Annotated in this window: 13 protein-coding genes and 1 pseudogene; 6 read left to right on the plus strand and 8 right to left on the minus strand. The window is 62.7% G+C overall.

All coding sequences use genetic code 11. The features are described 5' to 3' along the window. Nucleotides 1-28 precede the first annotated feature (28 nt). The 5 genes from mmsB to AC1DY9_RS14945 form a co-directional block, all read right to left on the minus strand. Nucleotides 29-1,246, minus strand: coding sequence for a multiple monosaccharide ABC transporter permease (mmsB, locus tag AC1DY9_RS14925; RefSeq protein ID WP_457282345.1), 1,218 nt, complete (start codon nucleotides 1,244-1,246; stop codon nucleotides 29-31). Nucleotide 1,247: 1 nt separating this feature from the next. After that, on the minus strand, nucleotides 1,248-2,753 hold the full coding sequence (gene mmsA, locus AC1DY9_RS14930) for a multiple monosaccharide ABC transporter ATP-binding protein (RefSeq protein ID WP_457282452.1): 1,506 nt from the start codon (nucleotides 2,751-2,753) through the stop codon (nucleotides 1,248-1,250). Nucleotides 2,754-2,882: 129 nt separating this feature from the next. Continuing rightward, nucleotides 2,883-3,953 carry a multiple monosaccharide ABC transporter substrate-binding protein gene (gene chvE, locus AC1DY9_RS14935; protein ID WP_457282346.1) on the minus strand — a complete coding sequence of 357 codons (1,071 nt, stop codon included), beginning with the start codon at nucleotides 3,951-3,953 and terminating at the stop codon, nucleotides 2,883-2,885. Nucleotides 3,954-4,018: 65 nt separating this feature from the next. After that, nucleotides 4,019-4,984 carry an ABC transporter substrate-binding protein gene (locus AC1DY9_RS14940; protein WP_457282347.1) on the minus strand — a complete coding sequence of 322 codons (966 nt, stop codon included), beginning with the start codon at nucleotides 4,982-4,984 and terminating at the stop codon, nucleotides 4,019-4,021. Between the two features lie 53 nt (nucleotides 4,985-5,037). Further along, nucleotides 5,038-6,489, minus strand: coding sequence for an aldehyde dehydrogenase family protein (locus AC1DY9_RS14945; RefSeq protein WP_457282348.1), 1,452 nt, complete (start codon nucleotides 6,487-6,489; stop codon nucleotides 5,038-5,040). Nucleotides 6,490-6,599: 110 nt separating this feature from the next. On the opposite strand from AC1DY9_RS14945, the gene AC1DY9_RS14950 reads away from it, so the two are divergent. Beyond that, on the plus strand, nucleotides 6,600-7,559 hold the full coding sequence (locus tag AC1DY9_RS14950; protein ID WP_457282349.1) for a LysR family transcriptional regulator: 960 nt from the start codon (nucleotides 6,600-6,602) through the stop codon (nucleotides 7,557-7,559). A gap of 105 nt (nucleotides 7,560-7,664) precedes the next feature. On the opposite strand, the gene AC1DY9_RS14955 is transcribed toward AC1DY9_RS14950, so the two are convergent. Continuing rightward, entirely contained in the window at nucleotides 7,665-8,450 is a 786-nt protein-coding gene (locus AC1DY9_RS14955) for an SDR family NAD(P)-dependent oxidoreductase (protein ID WP_477666913.1), read from the minus strand. Between the two features lie 191 nt (nucleotides 8,451-8,641). On the opposite strand from AC1DY9_RS14955, the gene AC1DY9_RS14960 reads away from it, so the two are divergent. Both AC1DY9_RS14960 and AC1DY9_RS14965 read left to right on the plus strand, forming a co-directional pair. Then, a complete protein-coding gene (locus AC1DY9_RS14960; RefSeq protein ID WP_477666974.1) occupies nucleotides 8,642-9,532 on the plus strand; it encodes an SMP-30/gluconolactonase/LRE family protein in 891 nt (296 codons plus the stop codon). Between the two features lie 49 nt (nucleotides 9,533-9,581). Next, complete coding sequence (locus tag AC1DY9_RS14965) at nucleotides 9,582-10,508, plus strand: aldose 1-epimerase (protein ID WP_477666914.1); 927 nt, start codon at nucleotides 9,582-9,584, stop codon at nucleotides 10,506-10,508. Nucleotides 10,509-10,522: 14 nt separating this feature from the next. Here the strand turns inward: AC1DY9_RS14965 and AC1DY9_RS14970 are convergent, their stop codons facing one another. After that, nucleotides 10,523-11,251, minus strand: a complete 729-nt coding sequence (locus AC1DY9_RS14970; RefSeq protein ID WP_477666915.1) for an IclR family transcriptional regulator — start codon at nucleotides 11,249-11,251, stop codon at nucleotides 10,523-10,525. Nucleotides 11,252-11,358: 107 nt separating this feature from the next. Between AC1DY9_RS14970 and AC1DY9_RS14975 the strand changes: the two genes are divergently transcribed. Beyond that, nucleotides 11,359-12,303, plus strand: coding sequence for a hydroxymethylglutaryl-CoA lyase (locus tag AC1DY9_RS14975; protein ID WP_477666916.1), 945 nt, complete (start codon nucleotides 11,359-11,361; stop codon nucleotides 12,301-12,303). Further along, on the plus strand, nucleotides 12,296-13,507 hold the full coding sequence (locus AC1DY9_RS14980) for a CaiB/BaiF CoA transferase family protein (protein WP_477666917.1): 1,212 nt from the start codon (nucleotides 12,296-12,298) through the stop codon (nucleotides 13,505-13,507). Before AC1DY9_RS14975 ends, AC1DY9_RS14980 begins: the two co-directional genes overlap by 8 nt. Before the next feature lie 38 nt (nucleotides 13,508-13,545). On the opposite strand, the gene AC1DY9_RS14985 is transcribed toward AC1DY9_RS14980, so the two are convergent. After that, nucleotides 13,546-14,478: a LysR family transcriptional regulator gene (locus tag AC1DY9_RS14985; protein ID WP_477666918.1), complete on the minus strand. Its 933-nt coding sequence runs from the start codon at nucleotides 14,476-14,478 to the stop codon at nucleotides 13,546-13,548. 101 nt (nucleotides 14,479-14,579) lie between these two features. Between AC1DY9_RS14985 and AC1DY9_RS14990 the strand changes: the two are divergent. Next, nucleotides 14,580-15,521: pseudogene (locus AC1DY9_RS14990) on the plus strand (ketopantoate reductase family protein); the annotation flags it as partial. Nucleotides 15,522-15,532: the final 11 nt, after the last annotated feature.

The following is a 15,532-nucleotide window of genomic DNA, read 5'->3' on the forward strand; positions in this document are numbered from 1 at the left end:
ATATTCGCCTTCAGAACGGCCAGGAGGTTCATGCCTTGTTCTTGTTGTAGACGTCGACAAACACGGCGGCCAGCAACACCACGCCCTTGATGACCTGCTGGTAGTCGATGCCGATGCCCAGGATGGACATGCCGTTGTTCATCACGCCCATCACAAACGCACCGATCACCGCGCCCATGACCTTGCCGACACCGCCCGAGGCCGAGGCCCCGCCGATAAAGCAGGCGGCGATGACGTCGAGCTCAAAGCCCAGGCCGGCCTTGGGCGTCGCGGTATTCAGGCGCGCGGCGAACACCAAGCCTGCCAGCGCCGCCAGCACGCCCATGTTCACGAAGGTATAGAAGGCCAGGCGCTCGGTCTTGATGCCCGACAGCTTGGCGGCCTTTTCGTTGCCGCCCAGCGCATAGACGCGCCGCCCGATAGTGGTGCGACCCGTGATGAAGTGGAACAGGAAAATCAGCGCGGCCATCACGATCAGCACATTCGGCAGCCCCCTGTAGGAAGCCAGCAGGTAGCTGAAATAGATCAGCAGCGCCGAGAACATCGCCGTTTTGACGAAGAAAATGGCGGCGGGCTCGGCCTGGATGCCGTGCTTGAGCTGCTTGGCCCGCGCGCGTATGCCGGCCACGGCGAGCACGGCGGCCAGCGCCACGCCCAGCAGCAGCGAAGTCATGCGCAGGCCTTCGCTGCTCAGCAGGTCGGGCATGAAACCCGAGCTGAGCATCTGGAATGAATCGGGGAAGGGGCCGACCGACTGGCCTTGCAGCAGTGCCAACGCCAGCCCTTTGAACACCAGCATGCCGGCCAGCGTGACGATAAAAGAAGGGATGCGGAAGAACGCGACAAACCAGCCCTGAACCCCGCCTATCAGCGCGCCGCAGAGCAGGCACACCAGCGAGGCCGGCACGAAATGCCAGCCGTACTCCACCATCAGCACGGCCGCCAGCGCGCCGATGAAGCCGCACACCGAACCGACCGACAGGTCGATATGCCCGGCCACGATCACCATCAGCATACCCAGCGCCATGATGACGATGTAGCTGTTCTGCAGGACCAGGTTGGTGAGGTTGAGGGGCTGCATGAGCGTGCCCTCGGTCATGTACTGGAAGAAGCCCATGATGGCCACCAGCGTGATCAGCATGCCGTACTCGCGGAAGTTGTGCTTCAGGTAGTCGAGCGGCGATTTGCCGCTGGCAGCGGCGGTTTTTGCCGCAATCGCGGTGGCGTTGGAGGACTCGTTGTTCATTTCAGCTTGCTTTCATGATCGCGCGCATGATCTTTTCCTGGGAGGCTTCGGCCGTCGGCATCTCGGCGATGAAGCGGCCTTCGTTCATGACGTAGATCCGGTCCGTCATGCCCAGCAATTCCGGCATTTCCGAGGAAATCATGATGATGCATTTCCCTTCTGCCGCGAGCTGGGCCATCAGGGTGTAAATCTCGTACTTGGCGCCCACGTCGATGCCGCGCGTGGGCTCGTCGAGGATGAGCACTTCGGGACTGGTGAACAGCCATTTCCCGAGCACCACTTTCTGCTGGTTCCCGCCCGAGAGGTTGAGGACTTTCTGGCCGACGCTTGAGCACCGGATGCGGAGTTTTTCGCGGTAGCTCTGCGCGACCTGGTATTCGCGGCCGCTGTCGATGACGGAGGCACTTGAAACGCCCTTGAGGTTGGCCAGCGAGACGTTGAACTGGATGTCTTCGTTCAATATCAGCCCGTTGCCCTTGCGGTCTTCGGTCACATAGGCCAGACCATGGCGAACGGCTTTCTCTACCGTGCCGACATCAACAGGCTGGCCGTTCAGAAGGACCTGGCCGCTGATGCGGCGCCCCCACGAACGGCCAAAGATGCTCATGGCAAGTTCCGTGCGCCCCGCCCCCATCAGCCCGGCAATGCCGACGATTTCACCGCGCCGCACCTGCAGGCTGACGCCTTTGATGAATTTCCTGTCCGTGTGCAGCGGGTGGTAGACGTTCCAGTCGCGCACTTCAAACACGGTCTCGCCAATTTTCGGCTGGCGCGGCGGATATCGGTCAGCCATCTCGCGGCCCACCATGCCGCGAATGACGCGGTCTTCGCTGATGGCTTCGGCACGGCAGTCCAGTGTTTCGACGGTGCTGCCGTCGCGCAGGATGGTGATGGCGTCCGCCACGCGTGAAATTTCGTTGAGCTTGTGTGAAATAAGGATGCAGGTAATGCCCTGCCCCTTGAGTTCCAGCAACAGGTCCAGCAAGGCCTGGCTGTCGTTTTCGTTGAGGCTCGCCGTCGGCTCGTCAAGGATCAGCAACTTGACCTGCCTGGACAAGGCCTTGGCAATTTCCACCAGTTGCTGCTTGCCCACGCCGATGTCCGTGATCAGCGTGGCGGGCGATTCCTTGAGGCCCACTTTTTTCAGCAGGTCCTGCGTCTTGCTGTGCGCAGCCATCCAGTCGATCACGCCGCGCTGTGCAGTCTCGTTGCCGAGGAAAATGTTCTCGGCAATGGATAGCAGCGGCACCAGCGCCAGTTCCTGGTGGATGATGATGACGCCCAGCTGCTCGCTGTCGTGGATTCCGAGGAACTGGCGCTCCTGGCCTTCGTAGACGATGTCCCCGCTGTAGGAGCCGTGCGGATAGACCCCCGAGAGCACTTTCATCAAGGTCGATTTTCCGGCGCCGTTTTCACCGACGATGGCATGAATCTCACCCGCGCGCACGCGCAGGTTGACCTTGTTCAGCGCGACCACCCCTGGGAAGGTTTTGCGGATGTCGCGCATCTCGAGAATCGTTTCCAATGCCTGTCCTTTGGTACAAAAATCGCTCCGACGGCGACTGACACCGATGGGCGTAAACAGTCCCGCGCCTCCCCGGCACGGGACCGTCGTGCTTTCACCCTTCAGCCGGGGTTACTTGATTTGTGACTCTTTGTAGTAACCGCTGCCAATCAGAACCTGGTTCCAGTTAGAGGCATCCACAGCCACCGGTTTGAGCAGGTAGGAGGGCACCACTTTCACGCCGTTGTTGTAGGTCTTGGTGTCATTGATCTCGGGCTGCTTGCCAGAGAGGGTGGCGTCCACCATGTTGGCCGTCACCTTGGCCAGCTCGCGCGTGTCCTTGAACACCGTCGAGTACTGCTCGCCTTTCAGGATGGACTTGACCGAAGGAATTTCGGCGTCCTGCCCGCTGACCACCGGGCAAGGCTGCTGCGCCGTGCAGTAGCCGACACCTTTGAGCGAGGACAGAATGCCGATGGACAGGCCGTCATATGGCGACAGGACTGCGTGGACTTTTTCCTTGCCGTAGTAGGCCGAGAGCAGGTTGTCCATGCGTGCCTGGGCCACCGCACCGTCCCAGCGCAGCGTGCCGACCTTGTTCATGCCCATTTGCTTGCTGCGCACCACCAGCTTGCCGCTGTCGATGTAGGGCTTGAGCACGCTCATGGCACCGTCGTAGAAGAAAAATGCATTGTTGTCGTCCGGGGAGCCGCCGAAGAGTTCAATGTTGAAAGGGCCCTTGCCCTGCTTCAGGCCCAGCTTGTCGACGATGGAAGTAGCCTGCAGCACGCCAACCTGGAAGTTGTCGAAGGTGGCGTAGTAATCCACGTTCTTCGAACCCTTGATGAGACGGTCGTAGGCGATGACCTTGACACCCTTGTCGGCCGCGTTCTGCAACGCCTTGGACAGCGTGGTGCCGTCGATGGAGGCGATCACCAGCACCTTCGCGCCCTTGGTGATCATGTTCTCGATCTGGGCAAGCTGGTTCGGGATGTCGTCATCGGCATATTGCAGGTCGGTTTTGTAGCCGCGCTCCTTGAGTACCTTGACCATGTTGTCGCCGTCGGCGATCCAGCGGGCAGAGGATTTGGTGGGCATCGAAATGCCGATGCTGCCTTTGTCCTGCGCCTGGACTGACGGTGCAATACCGAGGGTTCCCAGCACGAGGCCGGCGAGCAGAGTCTGGAGAAATGTACGCTTCATGAAATAGTTTCCTTCTGGAGGTTTGAAAGAGCGCCCCAGTATCGAGGCGCCGGCCCGGATGCTGATCAGTATTTACGCTTGGGGAATTCCTTGGCGGCTACTTCCATCGGGAAAATACCCTCTTCGGTAACGATACGTTTCTGAACGGACTTGCCGGCCTTGATATCCTTGACTGCCGCCATCAGTTGCGGGCCCAGCAAGGGGCTGCACTCCACGGAGACGTTAAGCTTGCCGGCCATCATGGCTTCGAAAGCGCCCTTGACGGCATCGATCGAGATGATGGTGATGTCCTTGGCCGGCTTCATGCCAGCCTCTTCAATCGCCTGGATCGCACCGATAGCCATGTCGTCGTTGTGCGCGAAAAGCACATTGATCTTCTTGCCTTCGGCCTTGAGAAAGGCTTCCATCACTTCCTTGCCCTTGGCCCGGGTGAAATCACCCGTCTGCGAGCGGATGATTTTGAACTTCGGGTCGGCCTTGATGATTTCTTCAAATCCTTTTTTCCGGTCAATCGCCGGTGCGGAACCCACGGTTCCCTGCAACTCAACGATGTTGACCTGGCCGCTTGTACCCTTCATTTTTTCGACAAGCCAGCGGCCTGCCTTGCGGCCTTCCTCCACAAAGTCCGAGCCCATGAAGGAAACATACAGAGAGGTGTCTTTGACGTTCACGGAGCGGTCAGTCAGCACCACCGGAATTTTGGCGGCCTTGGCTTCACGCAAAACGGTTTCCCAGCCCGACTCGACCACGGGCGAGAACGCGATCACGTCCACCTTTTGGGCAATGAAGGAGCGAATCGCCTTGATCTGGTTTTCCTGCTTCTGCTGGGCATCGGAGAATTTGAGTTCGATACCCGCGTCCTTGGCGGCCGATTTGATGGATTCGGTATTGGCGGTGCGCCATTCGCTCTCTGCGCCGACCTGGCTAAAGCCCAGCACGATGGGCTTTTGTGCCCATGCTGAAACCGGCAACAGGCCGGCAAGGGGGGCGCAGGCGAGTGCGACGGCGAGGGTGCGGCGATGGATTTTCATTTTGTCTCCTTGGTTGAAATGGAACTGACAGCTCTCTGGTGATCTTCAATGGCTCAGGCTAGCACGTAACCGGTCTTGACGGTGGTGTAGAACTCGGCAGCGTAGCGGCCTTGTTCGCGTGAGCCATAACTCGACCCTTTGCGCCCGCCGAACGGAACGTGGAAGTCGACACCCGCAGTAGGCAGGTTCACCATGGTCATGCCGACTTCTGCGTGACGCTTGAAGTGCATGGCGTGCTTGAGGGACGTCGTGCAGATGCCTGCACAGAGGCCGAAGGGGGTGTCGTTGGCCAGGGCCAGCGCGTGTTCAAAGTCATCGGCCTGCAACACACACGCTATGGGTCCAAAAATCTCTTCGCGCGCAATGCGGTGTTCCGGCCGGGCCAGGAAGAGCGCCGGATTCATGTAATGCCCCGGTGTCGGGCGCTCCAGCAATTCGCCGCCCCAGACATGCTCGGCGCCCTCGTTGCGCCCTATGTCCAGATACGACTGGTTCTGTTCGAGCTGGCTGCGGTCAACCACCGGACCCATATCGATGCCCCGCTCCAGCGCGTGGCCCACCTTGAGCCCGGCAATGCGGTGGCGCAGGCGCGCAACGAATGCATCGTGTACAGGCGCTTCCACGATGAGCCGGCTTGACGCGGTGCAGCGCTGGCCGGTCGAAAAGTACGAGCCTTGCACGGCGCATTCGACGGCCTGGTCAAGATCGGCATCAGCCAGTATCACCAGCGGATTTTTGCCACCCATTTCAAGCTGCACTTTCGCGCGGCGCGCGGAAGCCGACTGAAGGATGCGTTCGCCGGTTGTCACCGAGCCCGTGAAGCTCAGCGCATTGACCAGGGGATGGTCGACCAGCGTTTGCCCGACTTCCCGGCCGCTTCCCATGACAAGGTTGAAGACGCCCGCAGGCAGCCCGCAGCGGCTGATGATTTCGGCCAGAGCCCAACCACAGGTGGGCACCAGCTCGGCCGGTTTGAAAATCACCGTGTTCCCATAGGCCAGTGCCGGCGCGATTTTCCAGGCCGGAATCGCCAACGGGAAATTCCATGGCGCGATGATTCCCACCACGCCGACAGGCTCACGCGTCACGTCGACCTGGATGCCGGGCCGGACCGATGCCATGGTCTCCCCCTGAACACGCAATGCTTCGCCTGCGAAAAACTTGAATATCTGGCCGGCCCGTGCCGCTTCGCCCACGCCTTCGGGCAAGGTTTTTCCTTCTTCCCGTGCCAGCAGCATGCCCAGCTCATCCTTGCGCGCCAGGATCTCGCTGCCGATCTGGTCAAGCACATCGGCCCGGCGTTGCGGCGTACTGTGGCTCCAGTGCGGCAATGCCTCGGCCGCGGCCCGGATCGCAAGTTCGGTCTGGTTGCGGTCGGCACGTGCGTACTCGCTGACCACCTCCCGGGTATCCGAGGGGTTGGTGCTGGTGCCGGTGGTGGTGCCGGTTTCCCAGCGCCCATTGATGTAATGCCGGGCGTTTTGTTGCAGTTCGCCGAATTTCATGAGAGTGAGAGCCTCGTCTTCATAGCGCTGCAGTCTAGAATTAATTTTGATATCAATCCAATCGTTTTTTTGACAAAATAGATATCGTTCTACGCATTCTGGAAAACCCGATGAGCACCTACAACCACTGGTTCATACGCGCACGGCTCAAAACACGGCAATTGCTGTTGCTGGTTGCACTGGCCGAAGAAGGCAATATTCATCGCGCAGCACAGGTTCTCAGCATGACCCAGCCGGCGGCGTCCAAGTTGCTCAAGGATCTGGAAGATGTCTTGGAGGTACAGCTTTTTGAGCGCTTGCCCCGCGGCATGCGGCCAACCTGGTATGGCGAAACCATGATCCGGCACGCGCGCATGGCACTGGCCAGCCTGAACCAGGCACATGACGAGCTCACCGCCCTCAAAACCGGGCACTTCGGCCAGGTCGGCATCGGCGCCATCACGTCGCCGGGGCTGGCCTTGTTGCCGTCTGCGGTGGCCGTGGTCAAACAGGAGCACCCGAGCCTGCGCATTTCGCTGGACATCGAAACCAGCCCGGTACTGCTCGAGCGCCTGGAGCAGGGCAAGCTCGACATCCTGGTGGCACGCCTCTTTGCCGAACATGACAAGACCAATTTGCGCTATGAGCCCCTGGTCGAGGAGCCGGTGTGCGCCATGGCGAGGCCGGGGCACCCGCTGCTGGGTGTGTCTGGCCTCACCCTGCGCGACGTGGTGGCGGCCGCCTGGATTGTGCCGCCCGCGGGCAGTGTCCTGCGGCACCGGTTCGAGCTGATGTTCCGGGAGGATGGGCTTGCACCGCCGATCAACGTGGTGGAGTCTTCAGCCCTGCTTTTCATCACGCGCATGCTGCAGCAAAGCGACATGGTGGCCGTGGTCGCCGCCGATGTGGCGCGGTATTACGCCGCGCACGGTATCGTCTCGGTGCTGCCGCTGGACATGCCCTGCCACATGGACGCCTTCGGCATCATCACCCGTACCGACCGGCTGCCATCGCCAGCCGCCAAGGTCATGATGAAGGCCCTGAAGACTGCAAGTCTCACACTCTACGGGCGGAAACTCGAGATGGACTGAGAGCCCCAGCGGACTTAGGCCAGAGACACCGCGGAACCGGCTTTGCCGGGCCGCCAGTGTCGCCCCCTGAGGGGGGAGGCGCCGGAGGCGCTTCGGGGGGGAGGTCTACACCCAGCCGGCATCCACCGTGAACTCCTGCGCGGTGCACATGGCGGCGTCGTCGGATGCCAGGAACAGCACCATGCGCGCGATGTCGTGGGGCAGCAGCTTGTCGGGCAGGCACTGGTTACGCTGGAGCTCCTTCTCGCCTTCGGCATCCAGCCAGAGCTTGATCTGCCGCTCGGTCATGACCCAGCCCGGCGACACGGTGTTGATGCGGATGCGGTCCCGGCCCAGCGTTTTCGCGAGTCCACGCGTCAGGCCGTTCACCGACGATTTGGCGATGGCATAACAGGGGTAGCCTGCGCCCTTGCCTTGCCAGCCGGTGGAACCCAGGTTGATGATGGAGCCGGCACCGAGGCGTTGCATGCCCGGCACCACCGACTGGATTGCAAAAAAAGCGGGCCGTTCATTGATCGCGATGCGGTCATCGTAGTAGGCGGGCGTTACAGACTCCAGGCTGTGGCGGTCATCGCTGGCCACATTGTTGACCAGCACCGAGAAGTCGCCCAGCGCGCTTGCCGCGTCGGTGATTGCCGACTGCAGCGCGGCCACGTCCCGCACATCACAGGCGCGCCACCATGGGCGGGCGTGCCCCGCATCCGCCAGTTCCTGCGCAAGCGCTTCACTGGCCTCCTTCGCGACATCGATGAAGGCAACGCGCGCGCCCTGCTGCGCAAAGGCTGTCACGATGGCGGCGCCTATGCCGCTGCCTCCGCCGGTGACAAACACCGACCGCTTGTTCAGGCTGGGAAAGACGGAGAGGGTCTCGCTTGCGGGAGCGGCACGCATGGGGGCAGAGCTGGAAATGTTTGACATTGCAAGTTGTGTATCAATTAATATAAAAAGAATAAGTTTCCAACATCACTATGCATTGATATCATCCACCGCGTCAAGAGGCCACCGCACAGCCCCGCAATACGGAGACATTAGTGACATTGATTCCAGACACGCCCGCAGGCGTGTATCAGCAGCGGCTGGCCATGCCGGTCCCTGGCAAGGTGCATTGCGTCCATCCGGCGGGGGCCCTGCTGGGTGAGGGTACCTTGTGGTCGCCGCGGGAGCAATCCCTGTATTGGGTGGACATTCTTGGCTGTCGCCTGCACCGCTTTCACCCCGCTACCGGCGCGCGCAGCAGCTGGGCCTTTGACGAGGAAATTTCCGCGCTGGCCGAGCGGGCGCATGCGCCCGGTCTGATCGTGACCCTGCGGCGCGGCTTCGCGCTGTTTGACCCCGCTTTGGGCGGCGAACCACGCTACCTGCACCAACCCGAGGCTGCGTTGCCGGGCAATCGCTTCAACGATGGCAAGTGCGACAGGCAAGGCCGCTTTTGGGCGGGGACGATGGACTTTGACTGCGTGGCCCCCACCGGCTCGCTGTATCGCTATGACCCTGATGGCCGCTGCACGCGCCATGAAGAAGGTTTTGCGGTGACCAACGGCCCCACCTGGTCCGCCGACGGACGCACCCTGTATTTCAACGATACCGTCAATGGCCGCATCCATGCGTATGACTTCGACAGCGCGGCGGGAACCTTGTCAGGCAAGCGGCTGTGGCTGGCCTTTGCGGCTGGCGACGGCGTACCCGACGGCATGACCACCGACGCCGCTGGCCGCCTGTGGATTGCCCATTGGGGCGGTGCCTGCATCAGCTGCCATGACCCGGTCACTGCACTGGAGCTGTGCCGCGTGCCGCTGCCGACAGGCCATGTGACCAACTGCGCCTTTGGCGGGCCGGACATGCGCACGCTTTTTATCAGCACGGCACGCACCGGGCTCACGCCCGGGCAGCTCGCAGACCAGCCGCTGGCCGGCGGCCTGTTCGCGGTGGCGATTGACAGCCCAGGTGTGCCTGCCGGTTTGTTCGCCGGCTGATGCCACGGACAAAGCACCATCTACCTGCCCTCACCGTGAAAGACCTTCAATGACCGATTCCGCACATCCTGTAGTCTGGCTGCGCCATTCCGGCCAGCGCCTGGGACTGGTTCCCTCGCTCGGCGGCAGTGTGGCCGCCTGGCAGCTTGACCGTCCGCAAGGGCCGCTGGACCTCTGGCGGCCTTGGGACGGCAAAACAGACGATCTCTACCAGACCGCTTCATTTGCCATGGTGCCGTGGTCCAACCGTATCAGCGGCGGAGGCTTCACGCATGAGGGGCAATTCCACGCCATGCGCCCGAATCGCGCGGGCGAACCCTATCCCATTCATGGCGACGGCTGGCTGCAGCCCTGGCAAATTTCGCAACCGCAGGGCGATACGCTGGTGATGACGCTGGTGTCATACGGGTTCGACGGCAATCCTTATGACTACGAAGCCGTGCAGACCTTCCGGCTGGTCGAAGGCGGGCTGGACCAGCAGGTGCAGGTGCGCCACCTGGGCGTCAAGCCGCTGCCATATGGCTTGGGCGTGCATCCCTGGTTTCCCCGCACCCCGCAAACACGGATTACCGCGCCGGTGGAGGGCCTTTGGCTCTGCGGCGACGACCCGCTGCCGGTTGCGCACACGACCGACTTTCCGGCGGGCTGGGACCTGAACAAGGGTGCGCCGGCCAACGGCCCGCTCATCGACAACGGCTACACCGGCTGGGGCGGCAAGGCCTTCGTTGCCTGGCCCGAGCTGGGCCTGCAGGTCACGGCCAGCATGCCGGACTTTGCGCGTGACGGCGGTGCTGCGCAGCACTTCTGCCTGGTTTACCGCCCACCGCAAGGGCCCGCGTTTTGTTTTGAGCCCATCACGCAGCCTATCGATGCCTTTCATTTGCCAGGGCAGCCCGGCTTGCGTGTGCTGGGCCCAGGGGAACAGTTTTCGCTCAACATCCAGTGGCGCATCGAGCCCACTTCGGCGCAAGGCTGAACCGGGGGAAGCCTTTAAACCCGGCCTGTCAGGCGGCGGGCCGCTTCCAGTACCGGCTTGACATGGCGTTGGCTGTAACGGTTGCCGGGCATGGTCAGCGTCAGTGCGCCCGCCAGTGCGCCATCGGCCCCAAACACCGGGGCCGAAATGCCGGCCACCTCGGCCAGCCGGTCGCCCACAGCCGTGTAGTAACCCTGTTCGCGGATTTTGGCGTATAGCTGACGGTCTTTTTGGCCTCCAACCCTTAGCTGTCCTGCGCCGAACGCTATCAAAATGCGAGCGCCCGTGCCGCGGTCGGCGGGTAGCAGATCGCCGGCCTTGATGTGGTCGCGGATCGGGTGCGGCGAGTCCACGCGGTACAGGCACAGGCGGGCCTCGCCCTGGCGCACATGGTAGGCCGCGCTCTCGCCAGTGGCCGCAACCAGCTCGCGCAGCACCGGCAGCACCACCCGGTCCAGCGAAAACGAGGCGGCGTACACACCATGCAGGCGCGCCACCTCGGCGCCCAGCGCGTAGCGGCCGTCGCCGAGTTTCTGGACCAGTCGCGCATGCTCCAGCGAAGCCAGCAGCCGCAGCACCGTGCTCTTGTAAAGCTGCGTGCGTTCCGCCAGTTCGCTCAGGCCCAGTGAGATGTCACCCGCCCTGAACGCCGACAGCAGCGACAGGGCGCGGTCCACTGCCGCGGCACCGCCGGGAGCGGCATGGGCGTCTGCAACGGATTCGGTCTGGGCTTTGCGCGGCATGGCTCGATCTCCTGGGCTTTCGTGTCGATTGCCTGCTTGACAGTGCCGGCAACCTGCTTCATCATTTCATTAGAGAGAATATAGTTCTATCTTACAGAATATCGGGAATGATGCAAACCACCCAGCCCAGCCAGGTGCTGATCAGTGAAGTCGGCCCACGCGATGGTCTTCAAAGTGTTTCCCGCACGATGGCGACCGCCGACAAATTGCGCTGGATCACCGCCCTGCACGCGGCCGGCCTGCGCGAAATCGAGGTGGGTTCGTTCGTCCCCGCCAAACTGTTGCCGCAAATGGCCGACGTGGCGGAGGTGGTACGGCATGCGCTCACCTTGCCCGGCCTCACCGTGATGGCGCTGGTGCCCAACCGCCGCGGCGCTGAAGCAGCACTGCAGGCCGGCGTGCACAAGCTGACCATGCCGGTGTCGGCCAGCGCGGCGCATTCGCTGGCCAATGTGCGCAAGACGCGCGAAGAGATGGTCGAAGAAGTGCGGGCCATTGCCGGCCTGCGCCGCGAATTGGCACCGCATGTCAAACTTGAAGCCGCCATTTCAACCGCTTTCGGCTGCACGCTGCAGGGCGAAGTACCGGAGGACGATGTGATCTGGCTGGCCGCGCAATGCATCACTGCCGGTGCTGATGAATCAGGTTTATCGGACACCGTGGGTTATGCCAACCCCGTGCAGGTGCGCCGCCTCTTCAGGCGCCTGCGCGCCGAGCTTGGCGACAAGGCCGGTGCTGCACACATGCACAACACACGCGGACTGGGCCTGGCCAACTGCCTGGCTGCGTATGAAGAAGGCGTGCGCACCTTCGATGCTTCGCAGGGCGGTCTCGGCGGCTGCCCCTATGCACCGGGGGCGTCAGGCAATGTGGTCACTGAAGACCTGGTTTTCATGTTTGAGGCCATGGGTATTTCCACGGGAGTGGATCTCGTCAAGTTGATGGCTGCGCGCGAGCCGCTCAAGGCCGGATTGCCGGGCGAACCGCTTTATGGCATGACACCCGAGGCGGGCCTCCCCAAAGATTTTGTACAAGGACGTTTGCATGCCTGAAGCCAGCGTATCCGGCGAACAAAGCCTGCCCTATGCAGGGCTGCGTGTCGTCGAATTCACCCATATGGTCATGGGGCCGACCTGCGGCATGCTGCTGGCCGACCTGGGGGCCGAGGTCATCAAGGTCGAGCCGATCTCGGGGGACAACACCCGCAAGCTGCTCGGCTCCGGTGCGGGATTTTTCCCCCTGTTCAATCGCAACAAAAAAAGCATCGCCGTCGACCTGCAGACCCCCGAGGGCCGCGAGCTGGTGCTCAAGCTGGTTGCCACCGCCGACATCGTGAGCGAGAACTTCAAGCCCGGCACCATGAAGAAGCTTGGCCTGGATTACGCCAGCCTCTCGCAGCTCAACGAGCGCTTGATCTATGTAAGCCACAAAGGCTTTTTGCCCGGCCCTTACGACCATCGCACTGCGCTCGATGAAGTGGTGCAGATGATGGGCGGGCTGGCGTATATGACAGGCCGGGCCGGCGATCCGCTGCGCGCCGGCAGCAGTGTCAACGACATCATGGGCGGCATGTTCGGCGCCATCGGCGCCATGGCCGCGCTGGCCGCGCGCGAAAAAACCGGCAAGGGCCAGGAAGTGCAGGCCGCGCTGTTTGAAAACAATGTTTTCCTGGTCGCCCAGCACATGATGCAGTTCGCGGTGACGGGGCAGCCTGCCGCGCCCATGCCGAGCCGCATTTCGGCGTGGGCGATTTACGACGTGTTCACGGTCAGGGACGGTGAGCAGATTTTCCTGGCCGTGGTCAGCGACACGCAGTGGGCCATTTTTTGCGGGGCTTTTGGGCTGCAAGACCTGCGGGCCGACCCGCGGCTGCTGACCAACAACGACCGGGTACTTGCGCGCGAGTGGCTGATGCCCCTGCTGCGCTCACATCTGGCTGGGCACAGCGCGGCCGAATTGGGTGCCGTGTTCGAAAAACATGCATTGCCGTTTGCGCCCATCACCCGGCCGCAGGATTTGTTTGACGACCCGCATCTCAAGGCCACGGGCGGGCTGGCGCCCATCACCTTGACCGACGGCGCCCGCACCGGGCAAACAAGCGCCACCGTCCTGCTGCCGCTGACCCTGGGCGGCAAACGTCCCGGGGTGCGCCTGAACCCGCCCAGGCTGGGCGAGCACACGCGCGAACTGCTGCGGGAGCTCGGTTATGACGACGACGCCATCCAGGCTCTGCAAGCCAACCGGGTGACGCGCTGAGTTTTGTTGCTATAAAAAATGTAGCTGCTCGCGCACAGCTATAAAGGGCTGGTGGCACTTTTCATAAACAACTCGGCACACACGCTGCGCAGCCAGCGGGAGGCCGGGTCGTGGTGGTAGCGGGCATGCCAGTGTTGCTTCACGGTAAATCCGGGAATCGCCAGCGGGCAGGGCAGCACCTGGAGGCCGACGGCGCGGGCCAGGGTTTCGCCGATGTGGCGCGGCAGCGTGGCGATCAGGTCGGTGGTGGACAAAATGGCCGAGAGGCCCAGAAAGCCCGGCAGCTCCAGCAACACGCGGCGCGAGATGTTTTGTGACGCCAGGGCGCTGTCCAGCAGCTGGTAGCCGGTGCCGGAACTGATGCCGATGTGCGCCTCGGCCTGGTAGACAGCCAGGCTCCAGTCGGCACCCAATTCGCTGCCCACCCGCGGATGCCGGGCATTGGCCAGGCAAATCCAGTCCTGGCCGTACAGCGTCTGCTGGTAGAAGCCCGTGTCGAGCCAGGGCAGAAAGCCGACGGCAAGATCGGCCTCACCTGCTTGCAGGGCATGCGCCAGGCCGGCATCGATACGCGCGGCTTCCAGCGCCACGCCCGGCGCCACCGCCCGCACGTGGGACAGCAGCCGGGGCAACAGCGTGACGTGGCTGGCGTCGGTCATACAGATGCGAAAGCGCCGCTGCGCCGTAGACGGTTCAAAGGCAGCCTCTGACTGGGCCAGTCGCTGCAATCCGCCCAGCACCTCGCGCACCGTGGCAATCAGCATATCGGTGCGCGGCGTGGGCAGCATGCCGCCTGCCGTACGCACAAACAGCGGGTCGCCAAGCTGCTTGCGCAGGCGCGCCAGCCAGATGCTGACCGTGGGCTGGCTTTGCCCCAAGGCCTCGGCCGACCGGGTGACGCTGCGGGTGGTGTAGAGCTGGTCCAGCAGCCGCAGCAGCTTGATGTCCAGCAGATCCAGGTCCTTTTCCATACCTCTATTGTGATACGCAATGATTGGTATTGCCCTCATTGCATGGACGACATGGTCGGACCCACCCAGAATTCGCTCCTGAATCACGAAGGAGTTGTGCAGTGAAGATTTGTGTTCTGGGCGCCGGCGCGCTGGGCTGTGCACTAGGCGGCGTGCTGACGGAGGCTGGTCACGAGGTCTGGCTCATCAACCGCAATGCTGCCCAGGTCGAGGCCATGAACAGCCGCGGGCTGATCCTGCGCGACGGCGGTGTAGACCGCTGCGTGCAGGTGCATGCCGCGACCTCCGCCGCAGGCGTGGCCATGAACACCGGTGCGGTGGACCTGGTGATCGTGCTGGTCAAGTCCTTCGACACCCGCCCGGCCATGGAGGCAGCCCTGTCGCTGCTGGGGCCGGACACGGTGGTGCTGTCACTGCAAAACGGGCTGGGACACGAAGACATCCTGGGCAGCATCGTGGGCCGCGAGCGCGTGCTGGCCGGCAAAACCTATGCGGGCGGCACGCAGCTCGGCGCCGGGCATGTGCTGATTGGAACGCGCGGCAAGGACACCCACCTGGGTGAACTGGATGGCCGCATCACGGAGCGCGTGCAGCGCATCGCCGCCGCCTTCAACGCCGCCGGGCTCGACACCATCGTCAGCCGCAACATCATCGGCACCATCTGGGACAAGCTGCTGGTCAATGTGGCCACCGGCGCCGTGAGCGCCATCACGCGCCTGACCTACGGCGATATGTACCAGGTGCCTGAGCTTGAGGCCTGCGGCATTGCGGCCGTGGCCGAAGCGATGGCGGTGGCACAAGCCAGCGGCATCACGCTCGCCACCACTGACCCGCGCCAGCCGTGGGTCAAGGCGGGCGAAGGCCTGCCCTACGCGTTCAAGACCTCGATGCTGCAAAGCCTGGAGAAGGGCTCCATCACCGAGATCGACTTTGTGAACGGCGCGGTGGTGCGCCAGGGCGCGAAATGCGGCGTACCCACACCCGTCAACCAGGCCCTGGTGGCCTGCATCAAGGGTATTGAGCGCGCACAGCCGCGTCAACGCGATTCAAAAGA

Source organism: Polaromonas sp. P1_F6 (genome assembly GCF_056405695.1).

Coding starts and splice junctions, on each gene's coding strand:
- AC1DY9_RS14975 (WP_477666916.1), top strand. CDS start 11,359: ATGATGCAAACCACCCAGCCCAGCCAGGTGCTGATCAGTGAAGTCGGC.
- AC1DY9_RS14980 (WP_477666917.1), top strand. CDS start 12,296: ATGCCTGAAGCCAGCGTATCCGGCGAACAAAGCCTGCCCTATGCAGGG.
- AC1DY9_RS14940 (WP_457282347.1), bottom strand. CDS start 4,984: ATGAAAATCCATCGCCGCACCCTCGCCGTCGCACTCGCCTGCGCCCCC.
- AC1DY9_RS14965 (WP_477666914.1), top strand. CDS start 9,582: ATGACCGATTCCGCACATCCTGTAGTCTGGCTGCGCCATTCCGGCCAG.
- mmsB (WP_457282345.1), bottom strand. CDS start 1,246: ATGAACAACGAGTCCTCCAACGCCACCGCGATTGCGGCAAAAACCGCC.
- AC1DY9_RS14985 (WP_477666918.1), bottom strand. CDS start 14,478: ATGGAAAAGGACCTGGATCTGCTGGACATCAAGCTGCTGCGGCTGCTG.
- AC1DY9_RS14960 (WP_477666974.1), top strand. CDS start 8,642: ATGCCGGTCCCTGGCAAGGTGCATTGCGTCCATCCGGCGGGGGCCCTG.
- mmsA (WP_457282452.1), bottom strand. CDS start 2,753: ATGCGCGACATCCGCAAAACCTTCCCAGGGGTGGTCGCGCTGAACAAG.
- AC1DY9_RS14950 (WP_457282349.1), top strand. CDS start 6,600: ATGAGCACCTACAACCACTGGTTCATACGCGCACGGCTCAAAACACGG.
- AC1DY9_RS14955 (WP_477666913.1), bottom strand. CDS start 8,450: ATGCGTGCCGCTCCCGCAAGCGAGACCCTCTCCGTCTTTCCCAGCCTG.
- chvE (WP_457282346.1), bottom strand. CDS start 3,953: ATGAAGCGTACATTTCTCCAGACTCTGCTCGCCGGCCTCGTGCTGGGA.
- AC1DY9_RS14945 (WP_457282348.1), bottom strand. CDS start 6,489: ATGAAATTCGGCGAACTGCAACAAAACGCCCGGCATTACATCAATGGG.
- AC1DY9_RS14970 (WP_477666915.1), bottom strand. CDS start 11,251: ATGCCGCGCAAAGCCCAGACCGAATCCGTTGCAGACGCCCATGCCGCT.